Origin of the sequence: Acinetobacter nematophilus (assembly GCF_026344175.1) — a bacterium.
Taxonomy (GTDB): domain Bacteria; phylum Pseudomonadota; class Gammaproteobacteria; order Pseudomonadales; family Moraxellaceae; genus Acinetobacter; species Acinetobacter nematophilus.
This window is the reverse complement of sequence record NZ_JAPKMY010000004.1, coordinates 216,759-242,796: the sequence shown is the minus strand read 5'-3', so window position 1 is coordinate 242,796 and position 26,038 is coordinate 216,759. Positions and strand designations below refer to the sequence as shown.

The 26,038-nt window shown below is 33.5% G+C and carries 20 protein-coding genes; 18 read left to right on the top strand and 2 right to left on the bottom strand.

Annotation, left to right across the window (positions count from 1 at the left end; genetic code table 11):
* Positions 1-176 precede the first annotated feature (176 nt).
* The 9 genes from OSH00_RS10235 (at position 177) to OSH00_RS10195 (ending at position 7,855) form a co-directional block, all read left to right on the top strand.
* Entirely contained in the window at positions 177-2,135 is a 1,959-nt protein-coding gene (locus tag OSH00_RS10235) for an ATP-binding protein (protein WP_266130346.1), read from the top strand.
* An 806-nt stretch (positions 2,136-2,941) separates the two neighbouring features.
* A complete protein-coding gene (locus OSH00_RS10230; protein WP_266130345.1) occupies positions 2,942-3,199 on the top strand; it encodes a hypothetical protein in 258 nt (85 codons plus the stop codon).
* Positions 3,200-3,211: 12 nt separating this feature from the next.
* Positions 3,212-3,361, top strand: a complete 150-nt coding sequence (locus OSH00_RS10225) for a hypothetical protein (protein WP_266130344.1) — start codon at positions 3,212-3,214, stop codon at positions 3,359-3,361.
* Positions 3,362-3,411: 50 nt separating this feature from the next.
* Positions 3,412-3,909 (top strand): hypothetical protein, encoded by a 498-nt coding sequence (locus tag OSH00_RS10220; protein WP_338150158.1) that lies wholly within the window; start codon positions 3,412-3,414, stop codon positions 3,907-3,909.
* 10 nt (positions 3,910-3,919) lie between these two features.
* Positions 3,920-4,573, top strand: coding sequence for a hypothetical protein (locus tag OSH00_RS10215; RefSeq protein WP_266130342.1), 654 nt, complete (start codon positions 3,920-3,922; stop codon positions 4,571-4,573).
* 66 nt (positions 4,574-4,639) lie between these two features.
* On the top strand, positions 4,640-4,972 hold the full coding sequence (locus OSH00_RS10210; RefSeq protein WP_266130341.1) for a hypothetical protein: 333 nt from the start codon (positions 4,640-4,642) through the stop codon (positions 4,970-4,972).
* Positions 4,973-5,074: 102 nt separating this feature from the next.
* On the top strand, positions 5,075-5,371 hold the full coding sequence (locus OSH00_RS10205; RefSeq protein WP_266130340.1) for a hypothetical protein: 297 nt from the start codon (positions 5,075-5,077) through the stop codon (positions 5,369-5,371).
* 74 nt (positions 5,372-5,445) lie between these two features.
* Positions 5,446-6,477: a DUF932 domain-containing protein gene (locus OSH00_RS10200; RefSeq protein ID WP_266130339.1), complete on the top strand. Its 1,032-nt coding sequence runs from the start codon at positions 5,446-5,448 to the stop codon at positions 6,475-6,477.
* A 217-nt stretch (positions 6,478-6,694) separates the two neighbouring features.
* A complete protein-coding gene (locus OSH00_RS10195) occupies positions 6,695-7,855 on the top strand; it encodes a YqaJ viral recombinase family nuclease (RefSeq protein ID WP_266130338.1) in 1,161 nt (386 codons plus the stop codon).
* A gap of 72 nt (positions 7,856-7,927) precedes the next feature.
* Here OSH00_RS10195 and OSH00_RS10190 read toward each other — a convergent pair whose 3' ends face one another.
* The gene (locus OSH00_RS10190; protein WP_019383841.1) at positions 7,928-8,152 is read right to left on the bottom strand and encodes a DUF2188 domain-containing protein; all 225 of its coding nucleotides are present in this window, start codon (positions 8,150-8,152) and stop codon (positions 7,928-7,930) included.
* 200 nt (positions 8,153-8,352) lie between these two features.
* Between OSH00_RS10190 and OSH00_RS10185 the strand changes: the two genes are divergently transcribed.
* The 3 genes from OSH00_RS10185 (at position 8,353) to OSH00_RS10175 (ending at position 14,472) form a co-directional block, all read left to right on the top strand.
* On the top strand, positions 8,353-9,288 hold the full coding sequence (locus OSH00_RS10185; protein ID WP_266130337.1) for a recombination directionality factor: 936 nt from the start codon (positions 8,353-8,355) through the stop codon (positions 9,286-9,288).
* Positions 9,289-9,365: 77 nt separating this feature from the next.
* Entirely contained in the window at positions 9,366-10,127 is a 762-nt protein-coding gene (locus OSH00_RS10180; RefSeq protein ID WP_266130336.1) for a hypothetical protein, read from the top strand.
* Positions 10,128-10,215: 88 nt separating this feature from the next.
* The gene (locus OSH00_RS10175) at positions 10,216-14,472 is read left to right on the top strand and encodes an NACHT domain-containing protein (protein WP_266130335.1); all 4,257 of its coding nucleotides are present in this window, start codon (positions 10,216-10,218) and stop codon (positions 14,470-14,472) included.
* A 137-nt stretch (positions 14,473-14,609) separates the two neighbouring features.
* Here the strand turns inward: OSH00_RS10175 and OSH00_RS10170 are convergent, their stop codons facing one another.
* Entirely contained in the window at positions 14,610-15,260 is a 651-nt protein-coding gene (locus tag OSH00_RS10170; RefSeq protein WP_266130334.1) for a hypothetical protein, read from the bottom strand.
* A gap of 680 nt (positions 15,261-15,940) precedes the next feature.
* On the opposite strand from OSH00_RS10170, the gene OSH00_RS10165 reads away from it, so the two are divergent.
* The 6 genes from OSH00_RS10165 to OSH00_RS10140 all read left to right on the top strand — a co-directional run bounded on the left by OSH00_RS10165 (position 15,941) and on the right by OSH00_RS10140 (position 25,204).
* The gene (locus OSH00_RS10165) at positions 15,941-17,095 is read left to right on the top strand and encodes a toll/interleukin-1 receptor domain-containing protein (protein WP_266130333.1); all 1,155 of its coding nucleotides are present in this window, start codon (positions 15,941-15,943) and stop codon (positions 17,093-17,095) included.
* On the top strand, positions 17,080-17,673 hold the full coding sequence (locus OSH00_RS10160; RefSeq protein WP_266130332.1) for an SLOG domain-containing protein: 594 nt from the start codon (positions 17,080-17,082) through the stop codon (positions 17,671-17,673). Before OSH00_RS10165 ends, OSH00_RS10160 begins: the two co-directional genes overlap by 16 nt.
* The gene (locus OSH00_RS10155) at positions 17,663-18,274 is read left to right on the top strand and encodes a TIR domain-containing protein (protein ID WP_266130331.1); all 612 of its coding nucleotides are present in this window, start codon (positions 17,663-17,665) and stop codon (positions 18,272-18,274) included. Before OSH00_RS10160 ends, OSH00_RS10155 begins: the two co-directional genes overlap by 11 nt.
* A gap of 46 nt (positions 18,275-18,320) precedes the next feature.
* A complete protein-coding gene (locus OSH00_RS10150) occupies positions 18,321-18,758 on the top strand; it encodes a TIR domain-containing protein (RefSeq protein WP_266130330.1) in 438 nt (145 codons plus the stop codon).
* 341 nt (positions 18,759-19,099) lie between these two features.
* Positions 19,100-20,563, top strand: a complete 1,464-nt coding sequence (locus OSH00_RS10145; RefSeq protein WP_266130329.1) for an SEFIR domain-containing protein — start codon at positions 19,100-19,102, stop codon at positions 20,561-20,563.
* 9 nt (positions 20,564-20,572) lie between these two features.
* Positions 20,573-25,204: an NACHT domain-containing protein gene (locus tag OSH00_RS10140; RefSeq protein ID WP_266130328.1), complete on the top strand. Its 4,632-nt coding sequence runs from the start codon at positions 20,573-20,575 to the stop codon at positions 25,202-25,204.
* The last annotated feature ends 834 nt before the right edge of the window (positions 25,205-26,038 follow it).

Genomic DNA, 26,038 nt, shown 5'->3' with positions numbered 1-26,038 from the left:
GATATATTGAATTAGGGATTATTGAAAGTTAATAACTTCTCTGAGTTTTCACTTTAGTAAACAGTAAATGAAATAGGAGAAATTATTATTAAAAAATTGTAATACCAGCATCGTGATAAATTCTATGAATAATGATTATTGATAAATCACTGAAAATTAGAAGAGGAATAGATTTGATGAGTACAGAACAATTAACATTTTTGCCAAAACCAAAATTTGATGTACGATTTATGTATAACTATATGGGTAAAATGTGTAGTGATACAATTCATGCTTTAACTGAGTTAGTGGCAAATTCACATGATGCTGGTGCTCAGAATGTCTATATAACTTGGCCTGCATCTAGTGAAATGGCTAATCCAAAATTTATGATCGAAGATGATGGATTTGGATTAAGTGCTCAAGAGTTTACTTCTATTTGGGGGACTCTCAATTACAATCGATTTGCTTCTAATCCAAATGCCACAGTTGAAATTCTAAATAAGGATAATCAAATAATAGATAAAAGAAGTATTTTTGGGAAAAATGGTAAAGGAAGATTTTCTGGATTTTGTCTAGGAAGTACTTACACTGTAGAATCATTTAAAAGAGGAGAGGTGCCTTTCTCTTATATGGTTGCGTTAAACCAAGGTGATCGTTATGGTTCAACAGAACCTTTTATATTTGAGCCTGTAAATGTTCAAGAATCATCATTGAAATCTATATATGGTTTAAAGATCACGGCTTCAATAACAAATCATTGGAATTTAAAATACTCAGTAGAAGATATAAAGTCTGAGCTAGGGGCAAGATTTACCAATAGACCTTCTTTCAATATATTTGTGAATGGTCAAAAAGTGGGATTTAATAATATACCTTCAAATTCATTATTTGAAAGTATCGTTGAGTTCAAGGGTAAAGATATTACTATAAAATATATTGATACTAGTCATACCGATGTATCTGCAAATAAAAGAGGTATAGCTTGGTGGGTAACAGGTAGATTGGTTGGTAATATTGATTGGGATTTTTTAAAAACTCAGACAGGATTTGACTTAAGAACTACAACAGCAAAAAGAGTCAATATAGTTGTAATAGCAGACCACCTACAAGAACTAGGACTTATTAATGAAGACTGGGGTGGTTTTAATGAATACTCAGAATTCTGGAATGAGTTTGAGGATTTAATGATCAAAGAAATTTCTTTATTAATCGATAAGGTGTTTTCTATACAGTCTCAAGAAAAAGTTGACCATATTCTCCATGAAGTTGATACTCAAACTCGTAACCTAGGATATCTATCAAGGCATAAGGTTACAAAATTTGTAGAAGATACTGTGAAAAAATTACCTAGAATAGAAGAAAATATTTTATCTGATATAACTACTATTTTGATTAATCTTGAACAGAGTTCAAATAAGTTTGATCTTATTAGAAAGTTAGCTACCATACCTTCAAGTGATCTTGATCAGTTACATGCGATCTTGATAAATTGGGGAGTAAATATGGCTAAAGCAATTTTGGATGAGGTAGAAGGTAGGTTACGCACGATTGTTGAATTTGAATCTAGAATAAACGTTAAGGGAATTAAAGAGGTTCAAGAGTTACAGCCATTATTTAATAATGCTTTATGGATGTTTGGTGCAAGTTTTGAGTCCATTGAATTTACCTCAAATCAGAATATTACTTCTGTCATGAGAGAATTAGCATCTAAAAAAGTAAAAGCTTCAAGAAATAGACCAGATTATGTTATTGTCCCACATGCTTTCAGTCGTCCAAGGTATGAGGATGATAATGAAAATTATGAACAAATTGGTTTAGAACAAGTCATTATTGTCGACTTGAAAACTACTGGTATTAATTTGGGTAGTACTGAAAAAGATCAGATATGGAAGTATGTTAAAGAGTTAGAGCAAAAAGGTTTGATTAGTCAAACTACCAGAGTGCATGGTTTTATTCTTGGGGACCAAATTGAGAAGGGGGAAGGTCATGCACGTAAAGAATGGGATGGAAAAGTGACTATTACCCCAATACTTTACTCTACTTTATTGGATCGAGCAAAAAAGAGAATGTTTAACTTATCTGAAACTGTTAAAAACTCACCAATTCTAAAGCAAAATTTAGAAGCTGAAGAAAAAAGATTGGCTAGTGCATAGGGAATTATAGAAACCCACTAAAAGTTGGGGGGCTTTATCAATATTGTGTTAGAGACTGTTTTCTTGTCTGTCTATCTTTAAGAGTAAACTAATCATGTGTATTAGAATTTTCTTGTCAATACAGTGAGTGGATAACGAAGACACTTTAACATTAACTCGAATCATTCTTAAATTTACTTAATTGTTTGTTTGAATACCTAATCTGATTAAAATCAATAACAATCTCTTTACTACTCATTCGATAGATCATTGACACCTTAAATTTTGCAGATTATCCTTGGCTTGCTGGTCTACATTTGCCAGTCGGTTTTGACAGACCGTTTACACACAAGTACATCAAAAAATTCATTTTTTTGGTGGCGAACTCGTTCGTTCCTCCTCCGTTGCGGTAGGGCGAGGGAGGGACGCCTTGTGCGTGCTGATTCTTGTGTGTCAGTCTGTCAACCCTTTCTCGTTCTGCCACCATTATTTGACAGTAATTTGGTAGAACTCTTTAATACACACAAGGAGTCCGCCATGCGTACTATTTCAATTATAAATTTCCTTTTATCTTCTCGATCTTTGCTTGTGCTTGATTACAGCACATAGCTCTCTTACATTGATTTTTTTCTAAAAATTTGAACAAGATCAATATAAATCATGAATTTGGGTATTGCCCAGAATAAGTCATGTCTGCGTTTTATTAAAAAAAATGATTGATTTAAATCCGATCTCAAATAAAGAAAATTCACATACACATTACCTCAGTGAAGCCATAACGCTCTAAGCGTGGGCATTAAAAACATAAGTATTTACGAGAGGATTGAATGAAATTAAAACTGATTTTTTCATTGTCAGCTGGTGTTTTGCTGACGGCCTGTAGTAGTGCATTTGAATCAGAATTTAAGGATGGCTGCCGTAACTTTGGTGGCAATCGTAGCTTCTGTTCATGTAGCTATAACGAGGTAGAGAAACACTACGGAGAAGACCGACTTAAGCAAATTAAGACCCCGATTCAATTTCCAGAAGATTGGGAACAGCAAGTCCAGCAAGCAGGTTTAGCCTGTATGTCTGAATTGGATTAGGAGCATCTAAACATGAGAAATCTATTGATTACCTATCTACTAATCATGTTCGGCTACTGGCTCAAATTGATCTGGAGCTTTCCTGCGGGTTATTCCAAAGCCTATCTCTTGGGCAGAGCATTTGTCTGGCCATTTACCTTTTTGGAATGGCTATTTTCTTAGTCGTATCAAACAAATATCTCAAGCAAGCAGATAAAAATGAATGGATAAAAATGATGAATAAATTGATTTTTACAGCAGTATTTGCTCTGGGGATTCATTCCTTGAGTTATGCCGCACCTTCTTATGGATTAGGCTCAGCTGAAACGATGGCACATTTGGTGAATGCCCAACAAGGTCGAGGCTATGACACGATTTGTACCTATCGCTCGGCTACACGTCTTTATGGTGTTCATGAGGTGCAAGCTGCAATGATGAATGGATGTCAACAAAATCTTGCCTATACAGCTACTTGGGAAGGTGGAGGAATCTTAAGAGTATTCGGCACAACCAACTCCATAGATGTTCGGCGAATAGGATATCGTGCACCAGCCAAGGCATCACAACCAGCACCCACGGTAAGCAAATATAAAAACTTATGTGACAACCCGAATATGTCAGTGACGTTTAACCAAAAAACGGGTGAAACAACGGATTGCAGAACAGGGGAAGTGAGTATTGATCCTCAAATCAAAGCATTCAAAGAACAAGGCTTATGGCCACATCAATAGGGAAAGTCTCATGCAGAAACTCAAAAATTCGAGTCTTATTATTTTAATTATTGCCATTACGCTGATGATCTTAGGGACTTATCTGTTTAACCAACATCTACAACGTAAAGCAGATCTACAGTTAGCGCAGTTGACTGTAGAACAAACCCAAGCCCCTAAAAATCAAACTGCTGATATCACTCAATCTGCATCTGAACCAGCCGATCAAGATTTAAATGAAGATGCCACAACACAAACGACCCATGTCGCAGTGAGCGCTGATGAGATTGCAGGTGCTTTAGCTGTGGTTGAAGAAGCCAAAGCCTCACAAAAATCAGCAACTGAACATTTAACCATGCAAGTGGATTCTGAATACCATGAAGGAAAAACATTAAGTTCGAATGCTGCAAAGTATGGTTTAAAGCCGATCAAAACAGCACCCACTGATCTCAAGACAACCGTTCCGAGTATTGATCAAATGTTAGCGTCACATCTCATGGAGGTTTGGGGACGATCTAGCGTAGATCAAGTTGCTAAGCGAGTGGAAGGTTGGAGTCAACAGGGCAACAGCATTACCTATCGTACAGCATGGGACTCAGATCGTTACCAATGTACATGGTATGTGGTGAGTTGGAACCAAAGCAACAATCAAGTTTTAAACGAAGGCTACAAACCTTGTTTTTAAAAATTTATTTCTTCTTAGAAATTGAATTTTCAATCATTTCTAAACCATTAAAACAGGAATATCACCATGAAAAATATCAAAATCATCAGTTGTGGTTTAATCAGCTTATTTTTAACAACAGCAGTCATGGCAAAGACAGAGCAAATTACCTTAAAAAAAGATCTGGGATTTGGTGAGGAAGCCGTGATTTTTCCAACCACCAAAGGTGAAGTGATTCTTAATCGTTATGCACTTACAGCAACAGTTGCCAAACAAATCAAATCCTATAAAAAAGGGCAATGCTTAGAAATCCAATCTCAATATGGTTTCTTTAAAGATACTGGGGATGGGCAATACATTCAAAGTATCCGACCATGTAAAAGTACAACGGGTTTGGCTATCCCTAAAGTCAATCGATAAGCTGTACGCATTCAAATTTAAATCGAATCAAACCTAAAAACCACGAGCCGATGCTCGTGGTTTTTTTTATGTCTATTCCTTCATAAATTAAGGAGCCACACGATGCAGCAATGCCCCTATTGCCATTCACCCCATGTGCAATTACTACGGCGAAGTCAACAATCACAACCCAAGACTCATTTAACGTTTTCAACCTGTTCGCCAATGTCTTTGGCGACGGTCGGAATGCAACTTTCTAAGAAGTTTAAGATCAATCCCTTGCTCGGTGGCCTGATTGGTTTAGTCGCAGGCGGGATGTTTTTACTCTATATCCAACAGCAAGACAATCTGATCACCCTACATTACCAGTGCGAGCAATGTCAGGAACACTTCGACATTCAACACGCTGAATCAATCTAAACAATATCTCAATCTGAAATATTCACATTGAATTGATTCAATTCATTCTTCACTCAATCAGAAGGAAAAACTTTATGGCACATCAACTTGAACAAATGGCTTATGTGGGTCAAACCCCTTGGCATGGACTCGGAAATCAACTTAGCCCAAATCAACCGATTGAAGTCTGGGCAAAACAAGCAGGTATGGACTGGCACATCGAGAGCTCTAATGTCAGCTATATGGCAGAAAACTATAAAGGACAAAGTCTGATTCTTCCGCATGATGAGCAACGTGTGCTCTATCGCTCTGATACTCATGCACCTTTATCAGTAGTCAGCCAACGCTATCAAGAAGTTCAGCCTAAACAGATTCTTGAATTCTATCGTGATCTCACTGAGCAATCAGGCTTTGAACTGGAAACCGCAGGAGTACTCAAAGGTGGAAAGAAATTCTGGGCTTTGGCAAAAACAGGACAAACGACTGCACTCAAAGGTAAAGATGTCAGCAATGGCTATATTCTCTTAGCCACGGCGTGTGATGGTACGCTCGCCACCACAGCACAATTTACTTCCATACGTGTGGTGTGTAATAACACCTTAGCGATTGCATTGAAAGGACAGGACGCAAGTCGAGGTGTGGTCAAAGTACCGCATAGTACCAAGTTTGATGCAGACAAGATCAAACAACAATTGGGGATTTCGGTACGGGCATGGGATGAACACATGTATCAAATGAAACAACTCAGCCAACGCAAAGTGACTCAACAAGAAGCAGCAGCCTATTTCGATGCCGTGTTTAATAACACCAGCCTCAGTGTCGCAGAACAGGATGAACGTTTTATTCAATACTACCGACAAGTTGCCAATAGCGCAGATACCCATAAAACCGAACCGAATGGACGAGCGATGTCTAAAGTCATGACCATGTTTAATGGGCATGGACGAGGGGCAGAGCTATCCTTAGCTAAAGATACCGCTTATGGTTTACTTTGTTCGATCACTGAATATTCAGATCACGAACGTCGTGCCATGAGCCAAGACCATCGACTGGATTCAACTTGGTTTGGTTCAGGCGCTGCACTAAAACAACGCGGATTAGAACAAGCTTTAAGGATGATCTTTTAATTATTTATTCATTTCATCTGAATAATGAATAAATAATTAAAGACTATCTTTACAATGGCATTAAAATAGCAGAAACTCGAAGCGGATTTATTCTTAAATTGTTTGTCGTTTCTCTTTTAACACCACATCTTCGGATGTGGTTTTTTTATGCCCAAAATTTAATCTTAAAAAGAACTGATCAACACCTTTCCACTGTCTATCAATTTAGGAATATCCCATGAATACAAACAACAGCATTCACAACCATGCTACAAATAATCCACCGACTACACCAACTCCACCGAATATTTCAATCCCATTTCCCTTACCACAACGCCCTCAAACAAAACCCGTTCCACTCCGATCACGACAGCATCAACGTCCCAAAACGCAACAAGGGTTAAAACACAGTCGAGTTGGTACATTACGTCCCAAACGCTTGACGGATACCAAAAAACTCACTCAGACAGAATGGCTGAAGTTACGCAAACAAGGCATCGGTAGTAGTGACTGTGCCGCAGCCTGTGGACTCAATCCCTATATGTCGATGTTGGAGTTGTGGATGATTAAAACAGGGCGCATCCAACAGAACATTGAGGATGAAAGTGAAGGGCATGCTCCACTCTATTGGGGTAAACGCCTAGAGCCGTTGGTGGCTGAATATTACAGCATGCATACCAACTACAAAGTACGTCGAGTCAATGCGGTACTTCAACACCCTGAAGCTGATAAACACTTTATGTTAGCCAACTTGGATTACTCGGTAGTGGGTGATGCAGATGTACAAATTCTCGAATGTAAAACCGCAGGGGAACACGGTGCCAAGCTATGGCGAGATGGTGTGCCTCTGTACGTTTTATGCCAAGTACAACATCAATTGGCAGTGACAGGTAAGAAAGCAGCGCATATCTGTGTGCTGATCTGTGGGCATGAAACCCGAATCTTTAAAGTGACTCGTTCAGAATCAGTGATCCAACACATCATCCATGCAGAACGACACTTCTGGGAATGTGTGGAAAAAGATACGCCACCTGATGCTGATGCATCTGAATCAGCAGCTAAAGCCTTACAACAGCTTTATCCTGAACATGTGCCACTGACAACCACTGACTTATCTGAAGATGAACAAGCCAATCAACAATTTGAACAATTGATTCAAGCACGCCATCAAATTGAAACTGGTCAAGAGACATTCGATTTACTCAAACACCAACTACAAGCCAAGATGCAACAGGCTGAACGAGCCACCTTTAAAATAGGTTCAGTGACTTGGAAGAAGTCGAAAGACTCAATCAGCTTAGACAGTAAGGCATTACTCAAACAGTACCCTGAATATCTCAATCAATTCCCTCAAAACAAACAAGGCTCACGCAGATTTCAAATTTATACAGATTTATGAATTTTGTTTAGATAGCTATAAATTTCTTATAGCTATCTTTCCTTTGGTGAAATTTTGCATCTTGTTAAGCTCTTAACCTTCTGGCGGAAAAGGATCATTACCATAAGAGTTACGCTCACGGATTTGTCCATTTCTACCGTGAATGAGAACTTCACTTTTTTGGTTTTGTGCAATTTCACGAGCAGCATCGAATGCTTCTTGTTGAGTGCGATGGTGAGAAGTGTCCTTGGAATTTTTTTCACCACGGACAGCCCAACCATTATCACGTTTAACTACATGTTGATTTTTACCAGCCATATGTCATCTCCTTCGTTTTCATGACAATTAATAAATTATCATGAAAATTAATAAAAACACAATATATTGTGTTTGTTATTAATTTAACAACTATATATAGATATTAAATTACCTAAAATATAGATTTTTTATTGTTTCAATGATCCTATGCTATTTGGCATGGGATTTTTTAACTTCAATTTTACTAGAAGGAAATTAACATGATCAAAGGTTTAGCAATCACACCACCAGTGTTAGGACGTATCAGTATTGGCAAGATTGTTGAAAAGAATGGTAAGCGTGTCCCTGAAAAAGATGATCAATTTACCATTACCAGTCAAATCCAAGGTAAGGATGGCTGGATTAAACATCCACTTGATGAACAACTTCGAGCCAAAGCACCGAATCAAAATCAAAAACTCAGAACAATTCCAGTAAGGATGATCTTTAATGATCCTGAACTCAACCTTAGAGCAGAATATACTTTGTTTGATCGGCAAACTGGACGACCTGTTTGTATTGGCAATGGCGAGACATGCCAAAGACAAACCAACCAAGGCGTAGAACAACATTCATGCCCATCTCCTGACCTATGTCCATTAGCACAAGGTGGCAACTGTAAACCCTTTGGTAGATTACATGTCAACTTAGATGAGTCGGATGAACTTGGAACATTCATTTTTAGAACGACTGGCTTTAATAGTATTCGAACCTTGGCAGCACGACTGAGTTATTACCATGCAGCATCAAATGGTTTGCTGTCATGCCTTCCTTTACAACTTACACTTCGAGGCAAGTCCACCATACAAAGCTATCGCACACCTGTGTATTACGTCGACTTAACGCTCAAAGATGGTATCAATCTTCAACATGCTATTCAAATGGCAAAAGAGATTGATCAACAAAGCAAAGCATCTGGATTTAATCAAAATGCTTTAGATCAGGTGGCACGACAGTGTTTTAGTAATGCAAGATTTGAGGTGAATTCTGAAGAGGGCCTAGATTTGGTTGAGGAGTTTTATACGGATGAAGTTACTGAGTTTGAACAATCACAACCTGAGTCAAAATCTAAAGTTAATCCTAAGCTCAATCAGGGTGATGGGTTTGTGCAGCATATTCAGCAGGGATTACAGGGAAGTGTGAGGGCGGTGAATTGATTTGAAATAGGAAATCATTAGTGGTTTCCTTTTTATATTATTGTTTGTATTTTAATCATTTTAACAAGGTGATAAAAATGATTCAGAAAATTTGGTTTAGTTTTAGACAACAAAACAATTCAATAAAAATTTATATAGTTGCCCTCATTATTTTTTTGCTGGCTATTAGTTCTATAAAAATTCTAGGCTCTAGTGTTTCTTTGGGGGGGGTATATGTCTCAATAGTTCTATTCGCAATCGGTTTTATGATTTGGATGTTTAATTTTGTCAAAAAATTCCTTGTACAAATACAAGGTAAAGAGAAAATATTAAAATGTATTAAATTTTCATGGTTTATTTTTCATTTGTGGGTACTATGGTTAGCCGCTGTATACGCAAGTAAGATTGTCAATGTGGGGCTTGGCTTGCCTGCTTCAGATTTTAACTTCACGACGACCTTCTTTACTTTTGTTTGTTATTTTCCTGCCCTATTGGTCAGTGTTGTAGGATTTGGATTGATAATTTACCTAGCAGCATGGATCATTTTTACTTTTCGATTTATGTTTAAGAAGCAGGCTTTTTTTGAGAACTTCTCAATATTTCATATAGTTGGTTTTATCATTATAATAAGTCTGCTTGCATTAGGGCATGATAAATTCATGTCTAATGTTATTGTAAATGCACCGAAATATGTACGATATATTGCTTTTCAGACTGATTATCAATATCTGCCAATGTATTTAAAGCAATTTCCCCAAATAGATAATACTGTAAAAATAAAATTGCATGAAAACGGTGTTTATTCGATCTTAAAAGAACAAGAAAATGGTTATGAGTTAGTTGTTGAAAAGATTGAGTGAATTCTATAGCTGATAAATTTGATCTGCTTATTGGTTTTACTCATTGTATTGATTATGATGAGTATTCAATCGAAATCTGCTTTATATCATGGACTATATCCAATTAAACCGTAAGTTTACATTAATAACTTCTAAACAAAATGAAGATGTGTCTAATTTAGATTATTCACTGAATATAAAGTATGCAGAAAAAAATAGTTGGGATGATTTATTAACTGAATATAGATGTGTGATTCTTGCTGAAGCAGGTGCAGGAAAAACTAAAGAGTTTGAAGAGTGTGCTAAAAGAATTCAAGCAGATGGTAAATACGCCTTTTTCATTCGAATAGAGGATATAGATAATGATTTTGTTAATGAATTTGAAATTGGAGATGAGGATCAATTTGATGAATGGTTAGCCTCTACAGATTCTGCATGGTTTTTTTTAGATTCTGTAGACGAAGCTCGTTTAGAAAATCCAAAACAATTTCATAAAGCTATAAAAAAATTTGCAAGAAAAATTAAAACAGCTGTACGTAGAAGTCATATTTATATTTCAAGTCGCCCTTATAGTTGGAGATTTAAAAATGATGAAGAAATTTTAGATACAGAACTGTTTTATGGTGTTAAGAAAGAACAAGATAAATCTGGTAATGATAAGCAATTAAAAAGTGCATTAAAAATTTTTGCTATTACCCCCTTAATTATTGAGGATATAAAAATATTTTGTGAAATTAGATCCGTAGAAAATATTTCAGAATTGCTTAATCAAATTGAAAGATATGACTTATTAGAATTCGCTGGAAGACCTTTTGATTTAGAAAATATTATTTTGAAATGGAATGATGAGGGTATATTAGGCTCTCGTTCGGACATTATTCAATATAATATTGAACAACGTTTAAGAGAATCACATACGCAAGCTAGAAAATCGACTCCTATAAGCTTTACAAAATTAGTTGAAGGCGCACAACGCCTTGCAGCAGCAGTTATATTAACTTGTAGACCAGATATAGGTGTTCCTGTATTGGCACATACCAAAGAGAATTTAAATGCTTCGACTATTCTTCCAGATTGGAATGATGATGAAATACTGCGATTATTAGAATCTGGAATTTTTAACGATATTATTTATGGAGCTGTACGTTTTAGACATAGGGACACTCGTGAGTTTCTCGCAGCTCAATGGTTCTCAAAACTATTAAAGGGTGATAATCGACTTTCAACAGAAAAGCTTTTGTTTAGTGAACAATTTGGAGAAAAAATTATTGTACCAGCACTTCGCTCCATCCTTCCTTGGTTAATATTGTTAGATGAAAAGATTTGCCAAGATGTAATGAAACTCCAACCAGAAATTGCTTTTGAAAGTGGGGACCCTGCACAGTTATCATTAAATATACGTAGAAAATTTTTTTCACAATTTGTTGAAAGAATTGCAACAAATCAAGATGATCGAACAATTAGAGATAATGACTCTATTGCAAAAATTATTGATTTTGAATTAGAAGATGAAGTTTTATCACTGATAAAAACTTATTATGATAATGAAGATGTTATTTTCTTCTTAGGACGAATGGCTTGGCAAGGAAAGTTTACTAAATGTATTTCTTTACTTACATCGATTGCTCTTGATTCTAAAAGAAATATATATTCTAGGAGAGTGTCGACTCGTGCAATTATGGCATGTGGGGAGAAAGAACAAAAAGTTGAACTTTGGGGTAATTTAAATCACAGCGGAGAAAAACTAGATAGGCAGTTAATTGTAGAACTTGTGAATGAAACTGATCCTGATCAAGAGTTTATCAGTTTACTCATAGAGTCTTTAAAAAATGCAGCTTTATATAAAAGATTTGAACGTAGTGGGTTAACTGCAGTCTTAGAAGAATTTGTACAGAATCTTGATGTTATACTAGGATATGAGTTGCTTGCTGGTATAGCAGAACTGTTAACCTTAGAACCTTTTTTCGATATAAAAGGATACCAAATATCGAAAGAATATGCTTGGACTTTAAAAATAGCTTTTCAAATTATTGAAAAATTAATTAGAGAGCGAAATCCTTTAGTACTTGAGGATAAAATAATAAAAGTATTAATTAATGGTAGAGCTCTAGAGTATCAGGGGGATTTTGATAATTTTAATGAAAATAGTAGATTAAGAGAAGTTATACCTACATGGAACGAGCTCAATGATAAGTTATATTGGTATTCAATAGATATAGCACGCCACTATTTACTTAAAAAAGAGCAGAAGAAATTAACTGATGATGGGGCTATTTATTATTTCGAGCATTTTTGGGACTTTGGTGCTGATAGTTTTGAACGATTATTGAATTATATTGATACTAAAGATTTTATAGATGACAAATTGGTCAGTCTAAACCGAGCATTTTTTATATATTCTCAGAAAAATAAATCACCTGAAATGTTAACCAAAATACAGGAGTCTTGTAAAAAATATCCTATTCTTTTAGATCAATTAACAAAATTATTGATACCAGTTCAAAGTGATTTACAAAAAAAAATTCTAGGGCATGAAAATCGTCAAAAGTCTTTACTTGAAAAGCAAAGATCACGAGAGGTAAGACAGAAAAAGAGTTTAATTGAATATGTGAAAAAAAATTCTGATAATTTGATTAATTCACCAAGAATATTGGATGGTAAATTAACGAATGAACATATTTACTTAATAGAAGGAATGAATTTTGATGATTTGTCTAATTGGGAAGGATTAATTAAAGATTTTGGTGATAAAGTTGCCCAAAACTATCATGATTCAGCAATTAAATTTTGGCGTTTTTTAAAGCCAAAATTACATTCTGAGGAGTTCTTAGAAAAGAATGCTAGACCTTTTTCGGTTCTATTTGGTTTAGCAGGTCTTCAAATTGAGTCAATTGAAAATGAAAACTTTCCTTGTAATTTGCTAGAAAGTGAAATAAATAATGCGCTTAGATATATTACATGGGAGTTAAATGGTTTTCCTATTTGGCTTGAAAAAATCTATAAATTTTATCCTGATAAAGTTATAGAAGTTATAAATACGGAGGTTGTGTGGGAACTAGAATCATCAAATCCTGAAACTGGCAAAAATTATAATCATATTTTGGATGACATATTTTATCATGCTCCTTGGATACATAAAGACATCGCGCCTAAAATTTTAGAATGGTTAAAAGAAAATTCAAAATTATTAAATACAGATACTTACCGATATGCAGTACAAATTTTATTAAATGCTGGTATTCAAGAATCAAATTTTAGATTATTAGCTCAACAAAAAATAAAAGAATTGGCATTACCTGAACACAAAGCTTGGTGGTATGCACTTTATGTAGATTGTGCCCCTGAAGAGGGGATATCAGACTTAACTAGATGGCTGGAATCATTAGCTATTGATGATGCTATTCAAGCATCTCAGGTTTTCATTTGTCATTTGACAGGTAAAAGAGATTCAATAAATGGAAAAGCAGGCAACAATAAGTTTAAACAAGTTAAATATTTAAAGAAATTATATTCGTTGATGCATAAATACATAAAACTAGATGATGATATAGATAGAGTTAATTCAGGAGTATATTCACCTGGGCTTAGAGATGATGCACAAGATTCTAGAGATTTACTTTTTACATATTTGAAAGAAGTTCCGTGTGCTGAAAGTTATTATGCAATTAAAGATTTATTAAAAACACACCCAAGTGGAAATAGGCGTATTTGGTTGGAAAAGACTGCTCACAATATTGCTTTGTCATGTGGTGATTTAAAGCCATGGAGTATTGAGCAAGTATTACAATTTGAAGAGTCAGGTAATATAAATCCAAAGACACATAAAGAATTATTTGATTTAGCACTGCTTAGGATAATTGAACTAAAAGATTGGCTCGAAAATGGCGACTATAGTCCTTGGCTAACTTGGCAAAGAGTTGAACAAGAAACAGAGATGAGAAATTTAATAGCAGATGAATTGAGAAAAAAAGCTCAAGCGAAATATTCTATTTCTCAAGAAAATGAATTAGCAAATAGCCAAAGAACTGATATTAGGTTAGATAATCCCGTAGTAAATAGCCCAGTACCAATTGAGTTAAAAATACTTGATAAAAATTGGAGTGGGGCTGATTTATGTGAAAGATTAAGAAATCAACTGGTCGGTGATTATTTGCGCGAGCAGACTGCCGGCTGTGGAATATTTTTATTAGTAGCGCAATCCACAAGTAAAAATTGGAAAATTCAAGACAGAATAATTAGTTTGAATGAATTGGAGGAAACACTTCAAGAATATTGGTACAGTATCGCTCATGAGTGGGTTAAAATAGATTTTATCAAAGTCATTGTAATTGACTTGAATAAGAGAAAGTTAGTTTCTACCACGTAGTTATCACCAGCTTAGACTGAATCCGATAGTCACACATTTTTCTAGTGTTTGGCAGATTAAATTTCACTTAACTTATCTTTCAAGTTTAGGCGGTAATCCTTCGAATGAGCAGCATTTTGAATTGGTCTCTGAAATCATCAATTATATCGTCTGAACAATAGATCAGACGATATAATTGATGATTGGTTTATGATCTTTTCAAATTCTCTAAGATCAGGAATAAAATTATAACCATGATATCGTTTACATAGTTTCTTTGTTGGTGATAGCTGATTCCATTGATTTTCAGTGAAAGGCTTCATTGGATTATATAGAATGACATTGTCTGGTTTCACTTTAAGCTTAAAGTTACACATTCCATTAAATTCATTTTTTACATCTACTAATGTACAGTGCTGAAATTCAGGGATTGATTGTAAAGTTGTAAAAAACTGTTGAATTCGTTTTTGAATTAATCCTTGTTCTATAAAGATATTATTTAGTTTTTGACGCTCATCATTTGTCTGAAAATAAGCATCAGAATAATGACCGACGATAAATAAGTTTCCAAGCATATCTTTTGTGTAGAAATAGATGTTATGCATTTTGCCAACTAATGATTTGAAATTAGGGCGGATATAGCCATAAAGGAAATCATCTATTAATTCATCCTTATTAAAATTCCATTCCTCTAAGCCATACCCTTCACTGCTAACATAATTAATTTGGTTTTCTGCAAGATGGCCAACACCAGCAGGTGCTTGGTAATAATTTGTATTCCAACAAGTTCTAATAAGTATATTTGCCATTTTCTGTTCTCAGATATTTTTATTATTAAATGAAAAACCATTTTTAATCATCTACCCAGACTGCATCTGTAAAAGCTACTTGAATAACTTCCTGTACAACTGTGAGATATTCGCTGGGGCTTATTTTAAAATCAGACATTGATGCCAATAGGTTTAGTGGTTTATGTTTGAAAGTTTAGCAAAGAAAATGAATTGTGCTTAAATATTTTTCTTGGTGCTGTGGGTGTTGTGTAAACTAAATCTTTTTCAGAAGGTTTAAAGCTAATTGTTCAACAAACTTATGATCCAAAGCATTCGCTACAAAGAACATTTACCCATGCATTATTTTTTTGTATGTTTAGTGGTATTTCCTGTCATGGTATATTTATAGGTAAACTCATCGACATTGGAGAGATGGCTGAGTCTGTAAAGTACACCACCAATGTATTTAATTGAAAAGAAATACCAATTGATTAGATCTATTGCGTTAGTCAAAATTTGAGCAGACAATACCTTAAATGTATTTAAGGTATTGTATAAAGTCCAAATGATTAAAAAACCCTATTTTCGCAAGAGGTTTACTGAATAAAATTAAAAAAGATATGATTCTCATCTTTTGTATAAGCTGAAACTGATGTTAAGATAGGTTTGTTTAATAATTCTAAGAGGCTACTTTGAAGCACTATTACCAACTAATTTTTATGGGTGAAATTGAGCATAAAATTTTACCAAAAATTAAAAAGAGTTTCTTTGAAAAAATTGAAGAACTAGGTATTTCAAGAACTTTTTTTAAACTAATTGATAGATCTAATTTTGAAGAATATACGGATGCAAACCCTGCATTCTGTATTTACTTTGGACAACAATCAACAACTAGTTTTTTGGATGAGACGTTAGTTGAAAGTTTAGTTAAAGATGCTACCTTGTTGTTACCTGTGATTGATAAAAATTTATCAGAATTTAATAATTTAGTGCCATCTAAACTTCAAAATTATAATGGTCTAAGCCTTTTAGGTCTTGAAGTCGATGTTGCTGTTGAGCAGATAGTAAATAATGCTCTAGAGGCTTTTAATTTACTTAAATCTAAAAGACGAGTTTTTGTCAGTTATAAAAGAAGTGATTCGTCTGGTGTAGCAATTCAATTATATGAATATCTTGAGCAACATAATTTTGATGTATTTTTAGATACACATTCTATTCGCAAATCAGAACCATTCCAAGATGAATTATGGCAACGTATGATTGATAGTGATGTTGTGATCCTTTTAAGTACAGAAAACTACTTAGAGAGTGAATGGACTCAACAAGAATTGACAAATGCAAACCTTTGTTCTATTGGATTAGTGCAAGTTGTATGGCCTGAATTTACAGTAGTCCAAGGTGCACAATTGTCAGAAGTATTAAAATTAGAAGTATCTGACTTTATCAGTAATGAATTTAGAAATGTTACTGGTAAGTTAAAAGAGAATTGTTTGATGAAAATCGTTCAATTTACTGAGGCATTAAGAGCACGTACGTTGGCTTCTAGACAAGATAAATTGATTTCAACATTTATGCAGTATGCTGAAAAATTTCAAGTAACAGCAACTTTATCTAGCCATAAGTTTATTGAATTAGAGAAAAATGGGGAAAAATCAATAGTTGTACCAGCACTTGGTATACCGAAAGCATTAAATTGTGAAGAATCGCAGACACTTATAAAAGCAATTTATCAGGATCAATTGAATCAAATTTTTATTTTGTATGATGAGATTCATATTCGTGATATATGGTTACGCCATTTAAATTGGCTAAATGAGCATTTGCCTGTTAAAACTAAAGAAATTGGTAAGGTGTCAGAATGGCTAGCGAATTGAAAAAGATATTTTTGTCTGCAAGTATCCCTTTATCAGATAGAGATTTTAAATATATTGATACAGCAGATAACACGGCTATACGAGATGCAGTCGTTGCATTAGCTCGAATAGTTTTACCTAAAGCGCAGCTTGTATGGGGGGGGCATCCATCAATTACTCCATTAATTAGAGCTGTTCTACAGAAGCAGAATTTAAGTGTAAAAGAGCATGTCAAACTTTATCAATCTAATTTTTTTGCTAAATTATTTCCTCCAGAAAATACTTATTTTGAAGAAATAATTCGTACTGATGCACTACCAGACAGAACTGCAAGTCTTGCTTTGCTGCGCAAAAAGATGATTGTTGAAAATAGTTTCTGTGCTGCTATCTTTATTGGCGGTATGGAAGGAGTTGAAGAGGAATATAGATTATTTAGAGCATCACATCCCCATACTCCTGTTTTTCCAATTGCATCAAGTGGTGCGGCATCAAAAATTCTATATACAGAAAATCAATTTGAGGATGAGCGTCTACTTACGAATTTTTGTTATTTACCATTGTTTGATGAATTATTTGGGGGGATTTTAAGTGGGGAATAAAATTTTTATTTCGTATAAATATGCTGATTCAAGTGTCCAAAAACTTAATACGACTTATACTTGGGAACTGACAACACCACGCCATTATGTGGACATAATTCAACAAAAATTATTACCTAGATATGGACATATTAATAAAGGTGAAAATGATGGTGAATCATTGGCTACTTTTAAAGAAGCAACAATTCAATCAAAGTTAGCAGATAAGATATTTGATAGTTCAATTACTATTGTCTTAATTTCTCCTAATATGAAACCCCTATATCCTTTTGAAAAAGATCAATGGATTCCTTGGGAAATTTCATATTCATTAAGAACAAAAAGTAGAAAAGGAACTTATAGTAATCCTAATGCAATTTTGGAAGTTATATTGCCCGATATAACAGGTAGTTATAACTATGTGAATAACTATAATTTCGGTTTTGAAATTATTAAATTGAATAAGAATAATGTTAAACCATTGTTAGTTAGTTATTTGCACCCAAATTATGTTGTGACTTGTACATGGGCTCAATTTTTAAGTCAATTTGATACGTGGCTTGAAAAGGCAGTTGAGAATAGAAAAAATGTTGATAGATATAACTTAAGGGTGAATTTTTAGATTAAATTATCTTACTGAAAGAATTAACTATTTTAGGAATACGAAAGTGGCGAAAAAAGTATTTTTTAGTTTTAAATATGAAGATGTAGCAAGAGCTATGGTTGTTCGTAATAGTTCGGTCACACAGGATTCAGCTGGTTTCATTGATAAGGCAGACTTTGAGGCTGTAAAGAAACAAGGGAATGAGGCTATTAAAAACTGGATTGATAATCAGTTAAAAGGTACGACAGTAACAGTCGTACTTGTTGGAGAAAATACAAATCAAAGTAAATGGGTGAAGTATGAAATAGAAGAAAGTATTAAGAGAGGAAATGGGTTGCTAGAAATAAATATTAGCAAAATTAATGCACTTGGGCATGGGACATCTGATTTTTGTGGATGGATGCTTCCTAATGAATATAAAGCGTATAATTGGAATAAAGATAATGGTTATAATAACCTGTCTGCATGGATTGACATGGCTGCTGAATTTGTTGGCAAGTAGTTTATTTATCTTATTGTCTTAAGATTGACAATAAAAAACTCTTGTCAGTCTTAACTCCACGTGTGAACTATAAATTTTTATAAAATAGGTCAGTTTATATTAAATGCCTAATAGAATAAATCTATCACTTAATCCTATATATTTTTTAATTAGTATTTTTATACAAATATGTCATTGCTGATTAAAATTTTGTTTAGAAATTTTTTTCTAGTTTATAAGATTCTTTTAGAGTGTAATAATTTATTGAAAGCATTTCTGCTAGAACTTGTTAAGCAATAAATTTTGAATGAAAATATATTCTTAAAGTTAAGTAAAATTTTCAAAAAATAAGGTAATAGATGATGACTGTACCAAAGCTATTTATTTCTTATAGTTGGACTTCTGCTGAACACGAGGATTGGGTTTTAAAGTTAGCTCATGAGTTAGCAGAATCAGGAGTTGATGTAAAATTTGATAAATGGGATTTAAAAGAGGGGCAGGATCCTTACCACTTTATGGAACAAATGGTGGCAGATGAGACTATTACAAAAGTTATTATGATCTGTGATAAAAAATACAAGAGTCGAGCTGATGATAGGGAAAAGGGGGTTGGCGTTGAAACACAGATTATTTCTTCAAAAATTTATAATGAGGTTAAACAAACGAAATTTGTAGCTGTTATTGCAGAGGTTGATGATAAAGGAAATCCTTTTATACCAGTGTACTACTCAGGTAGAATCCATATTGATTTGAGTAACGATGATAAATATACACAAAATTTTGAACAATTAGTACGATGGATATTTGATAAACCTTTGCATCAACGACCCCAGCTAGGGAAGCCACCAAGTTATATCTTAGAAGAAAAAGTTTCTTTACTTGGGACTGATGCACTAGCAAGGCGATGTATAGATTTGCTTAAGAGTGGAAAGCCCAATGCTCAAGGAGCAGTGAATGAATATTTTGATACAGTGCTAGAGAATTTAAGTAGATTCAAATTAGAATATTCTGATGATTTAGAACCTGTTGATCATGCAAAATTAATTTTTAATAGAATTGAAGAGTTTAAGCAACCTCTAGAGCAAATTATTGGAGTGCTATATACAATCGCTTCACATGCTGCAACTGAGGACAGCATGTTAGCTCTTCATCGTTTTTTTGAGGGAATGTCACAATATTTCTATCCAAATTCAAATGGAAAAACAAGCTATACCTATAGAGAGTGGGATTTTGATTTTTATAAATTTATTGCACATGAACTATTTCTCTATACATTGGCAATTTTTATAAAAATGGAAAAATTTCATCTTATTTCATTCCTACTAAATCAACCGTATTACTGTTGTAGAGAATTTAGTCATTCAAAAAAGATCAAACAATTTGACTTTTTAAATAAAGATGTTGAATCACTTAAATTTTATTTTTCAGAAGTCGAAGGGAAAAACTGGTATTCATCATTTGGTGAGCTTCTCAAAAGAAGATTTTCAATAAAATTCATAGGACTGGATCATTTATGCCAGTCAGACTTTATTTGTTATTTAAATTTGATGTCAAAAAATATAGAAAGTAATAGTTATGATTATTGGAATCCAACCTTGCAGCTATATCATGATGGACATGATGCTTATGAAATTTTTGCAAAATCAGTTTCAGAGAAATACTGTGAAAAAATACTACCATTATTAAATATTAATGCCACCTCTAATTTAAAAGAGTTATTGGAAAAACTATCTAATAATTCAGCTATTATTCCAAGAGTAGGCGAATGGGGAAAGTTACCTATTAAACGTTTAGCCAACTATGACCTACTTTTAACCTTGCCTTAGTTTTGAGATATGACAGAATTAAATTTTTCAAATATAAGAACTTTTGATAGTAGCAAAAATAGTGGATTCGAAGAGTTAATCTGTCAATTGGCTCATTTGAGTCCTCCTTTAAATGCTAGAATCTTTGAAAGGAAAGAGGGGGCTGGTGGAGATGCTGGTGTAGAGTGTTATTGGATACTTGATGATGGTGCAGAACATGCTTGGCAGGCTAAATACTTTTTAGAGAATATTGATGATTCTCAATGGACTCAAATTAGTGATTCGGTTTTAACAGCATTGGATAAACATCCAAATATCACAAATTATTATGTTTGTATTCCTCAAGATTTACCAGATAGCCGAAAAATAGGGCGTGGAGGAAAGCAGGTCGTAAGTGCCAGAGATAAATGGAATACTCATTGTAATAAATGGGAAAAAGAAGCTCTAAAAAGAAATATGCAGGTAAATTTCCATTTTTGGGGAAAGCATGACATTTTACTAATGCTAAGCCAACGGGATAATTCATTGTTTAATGGACGAGCAAAATATTGGTTTGATGAGTTAATCCTGACTAAAGATATTTTTGAAAAAATCATTAACAGGTCTAGGCTTTCCTTAGGTGATCGTTTTACACCAGAATTTCATGTGGATCTACCTATAACTAAAATATTTGATGGGTTAGGGCGAACAAAAGAATATACAGAATTATTGAACTCCAACGTATATGAATGGCTTTCAATAGTTGATGAGGTGGAAAAAGCTCTTTTACGTTTGGAAAGTTGTGATAAGAATTATTTTAAAGATTTAGTTAAAAATATAAGTTATCAAGATAAATGGAGTTTGATAAATACTACTATTAAAGATATAAAAAATAGTTTGAAATATAAAGACTGGTTCTCTAAGCTGGAAATATATATTTCAGTATTTTGTAAAATTCAAGAATTTTGTTCTGAACTTATTAGAGTTTATCATTTTGCTTCTGATCATGAAAAAACTGTAGAAACTGTAAGAATATATCAAAATGATATTTATAAATTTAGTGATATAACAACTAATCTATTGAATTTTTTTACGGATAAAACGACTCAAGCTGCTTATACAAGGCAGTTTCTATTATATGGGGATGCTGGGAATGGTAAGTCTCACATGTTGTGTGATATTGCTTTAACGAGAATGGGTAAGGGATTATCTACGGTATTTATGTTAGGGCAGCACTATCAGGGTGGTAATCCTCTAGACTTTTTAAAAAGAGAATTAGATCTAGCAATAATAGATGATAGTACACTTTTAGGAGCATTGGATGCTTGTGGAGAAGCAGATAAGTCTAATCTCTTGATCATAATTGATGCAATTAATGAGGGGCGATTTAGTAGAGATTGGAATGACTGGTTGATCAGCTTTTTTCATCAAATTAGCCAATATCCACATATAAGTATAGTTGTCAGTTGTAGATCCACCTATCTTAACTATATCTTTCCTGAAGATTTAAGAACTAATATTACTCAACAGGAACACAATGGATTTAAAGGGTTTGAGCATAGAGCTGCTTCGATTTATCTAAATAGACAGGGGATTGTTAAGCCATCTGTACCTATATTAGCTCCTGAATACACGAACCCCCTTTTTCTTAAGACATGCTGTAAAGCAATAAAACAAGCGGGTCTGAGTGAGTTTCCTAAAGGGTTACATGGAATAGTAAATATTTTTGAGTTTTATATTCAAAGTGCCCAAAATAAAATTTCTAAAGTTAAGGGATATAGACCGCATGAAAAGGTTATTTATAATGCCTTACTGCAGTTAGCAGAAAAACTGTTTCCAGATAATGTTTATGGGCTGAAATTTGAAGAAGCATTTGAATTAATTAATAGTGTAGACTCACGTAATGGTTCAGGTGAATGTTTATATGATTTGATGCTAGAAGAAGGTTTGATATCCGAAGATATTGAGTATAATAAGATATATGATCAAACGAATTCTAATGTGGTTGTTCGTTTTACTTTTGAAAGATTTAGCGATTACTTGATTGCTATTAGTATAATGTCAGGGATACAAAATGTTCATCAACTAGAAAAAGCATTTAATGAAAATTATAATTTTAAACTTCTAAAATCAAAGCAGAACAGCTCTAAGTTTTTAGGAATCTGGTCTGCACTTAATATTATCATAGCTGATAAATTTAAAACTGAGTTGATTGACCATTTTCCTATTGAAACTCTAAACTATTATTTTTTTGAAGAGATTTTTGTTAAAACTCTAATAAGTCGGAGCACAAGGTCATTCACTGATAGAACAATAGAAATTTTTCATCAAATTCCTAACAAGTGTTATGAAGATCATAGAATAAATATTTTATTTGCATTAGCAACAGAACCTACTCATAAATTGAATGCAATTTTCTTAAATAATTGGCTTAAAAATATGTCTCTCTCTTCAAGAGATTCTTATTGGTCAACTTATGTGGCATATGCTGATGAAGTTGAAGAGGAACATGAAACAGAGTCCAACCTTAGAGCATTAATCGAATGGGCTTTGAGCAAAGAGATTGCTTTAGCAGAAGAAGAAAGGCTCTACTTATGTTCTATAGCATTAACTTGGATAACATCAACTACCAATAGAAAACTACGAGATGAAGTAACCAAGGCAGCTGCTCATTTACTATGTTTTATTCCAGAGAAAATTATCTTATTTCTTGAAAACTTTTATGAAATAAATGATCCTTATATTAATGAAAGAGTTTACGCTATTGTCTATGGGGTATTAACAAATCTTCAAGATAACTCTTATACGTCTAAAATAAGCCAATGGGTTTTAGAACATCATATCAAAGATAAATATCCTTACCCACATATTCTATTTAGAGACTATATTGTAAGCATATTGCTATATGCAGAACATACACAAAGTATTCCTATTGATCTAAAAAAAGAATCTTTTTTACCTCCGTATAAACAAGAGTGGACTTTAGAAGACCCTATTCATGTTTTGAATATTGCTGATCATGAAAAAAATGAGATTTATTATTCTGTTATGAGTTCTATGTCTGACTTTTATTGCTACAGTATGGGAGCTATTGATGAAGTTACTTGTACTGAATTAGATATAGAAGATATGAGGGTAGGATTAGATGAGAAAATAAGATTTACAAAAGACTTACCAGAAGCTTTAGCCATTGAGTTAGAAGCTTTAATTCTAGCAGAAGAAAATTATCTTTCTTTGAAAAGGTTAAAAGAATCTGAGTTATGGAACTCTTTAAATTTTGATAATTTTTTAGAAGATATGCTGAATAGTAGCAGAGAACAAATTATTTTTGATCATAATCCAGAAAGTAATGAAACTATTCCTTTTCATAAAAATAATAAAAGTAAAGAGAAAACAAAAATACAATTATTTTTAGAAAATAACAAAAATAAACTTAGTCCACTGCAACAAATTCAAGCTCAATGGGTATTTAAATTACCTAACCACCATATTGTGATGCAATCAAAAAAACAAGCACAGAGATGGATCTATTTTCGAGCAATGCAGCTTGGTTGGAGTGATGAATTATTTAAATCATTTGACAGAAACTTATCTTCTAATGGCGGAAGTAGACCCTTGATAGAGCGAATCGGTAAAAAATACCAATGGATCGCTTATCATGAATATTTAGCCTATTTAACAGATAGTTTCCGAGTGAAGCCCGATAGTCGTTTCTCAGAAGCAGTTTATACTGATTTCCTTGGAAGTTGGCAATTTGGTGAAAGAGATATCGATCCAACATTATTGATTAGAAGAACAGGAGATGATGGTTGGTCAGTAAATAACACTAATACCTGGTGGCAACCAATTTCAATAAACTTTGCTACGAGCGATAAGATAAATGAATTACAGAAATGGCTTTGGACTGAAAAGAACATACCTGAGTTTAATAAAGCTCTTATAGTAAAAGATGAGTACGATATAAATTGGTATACTTTAGCAGGCTTTGTGAAATTTAGAAAAGAACCAAAATTGGATAAAGATAAAATTCCATATCAAGATTTCTGGTATAGAATTAATCCAGTTATCATATCTAATCAATGTTTTTCTGAATTTAAACAAAAGGTTGTTGGACAGGAACTTTGTAATCCTGATTTAATTGAAACGCTTCGAATGGGTTATCACTCTTTTCTAGGCGAGCATTGTTGGCATCCTTGTGTAGGTGATTATCTAAATGACTTATCAGAAGGTTTTGGATGTAGATTGGAACATATAGATGAAAACTTAGAAGCCTTTTCTCCAATCTCAAAATATGAATATGAGGGTAGTACTAATGATGCTTCTGTTAAAGATAGCATAAACTTTTTTCTTCCCTCACCACAATTCATTCATTCATTAGGTTTAAAGAGAAAAGCTTTGTCTGTTAATAATTGGGTTGATTCTTCGGGGCGAATTGTTTTTCAAGATCCAAGTGTTGATGAAAATGGCTCTAGCTTTGCTTTATGCAGAAAAGACATACTTGATAATTGGTTAGAGGAAAATGATTATAGATTGATTTGGTTAATAGGTGGTGATAAAAAACTTTTTACAGAATTAAATCATGATTTTTATGGAAAGTTAAACTTTAATGGTTTTTTTTCTGTTTATGGTGATACTGTCGATAGCAATATATGGACATCAAAAATAATGCCCGATTTTGATTAATATCCGCAATAAATTTTTTATACTTTTCATCCATAAATGTGAAGTTTCTATCTTTTCTTCCAGTTCATCGATTAAACTGTGAAATTTACGTAAAATAATGGGATACGATTGGATAAAGTCGAATATTTATGGGTATGAAATGTAAATAAAAGCAAGGTTGTATTTTTCTAGTTCAAATTGACGCCACCTCCACTAATATTCTTGTTATAAAAAGTCATTGTTTCAAAGGCTTTGTCACAAAATTTGACATAAAAAATTATGAATTTTTCGCAAGTGTACCTTTATGTATACCTTTTACAATAGAAAATAAAAAAGCTATTTAATATCAAATATAAAATACTGCTGCATCATTGGGGTGTGAGAAGATAAGTCAGCCGTTATTTCTGTATTATTCATGTATGTGAAATCCCTGAATTTAAGCAAAAAAAATCAATCTAAAAGTAGCCTGGCCGTCTAACCAAATCCAATGTTTCTGAGTGGGCTGAACTAATCAAAAAAGGAAGTATACCTTGAAGTTTACTCGGGATTGTTAAAATTAAATCAACAAAGAGGAGATGATTAGCTCAATTTCTCATAAGAGCCATCTTAGCAAATTGACGCGAATTAATAAAAAACAATTCAGGTCTGAATGGAGGAATAAGCAGCAAAAAGAAAGTTGGCGCTATCTGGTCGAGCGATTGATAAAATGAGAAAGAGGATGCTGTAAAAACTGATAATGCGTATAGTATTTAAAATCTGTTATACGTTTGAATAGCTTTTATTGATTTGCTTATTTCGATTGGGAAAGCCAATTTCGTAAGAATTGTTAACTAAAACAAAGTGGCTGCTGAGGGA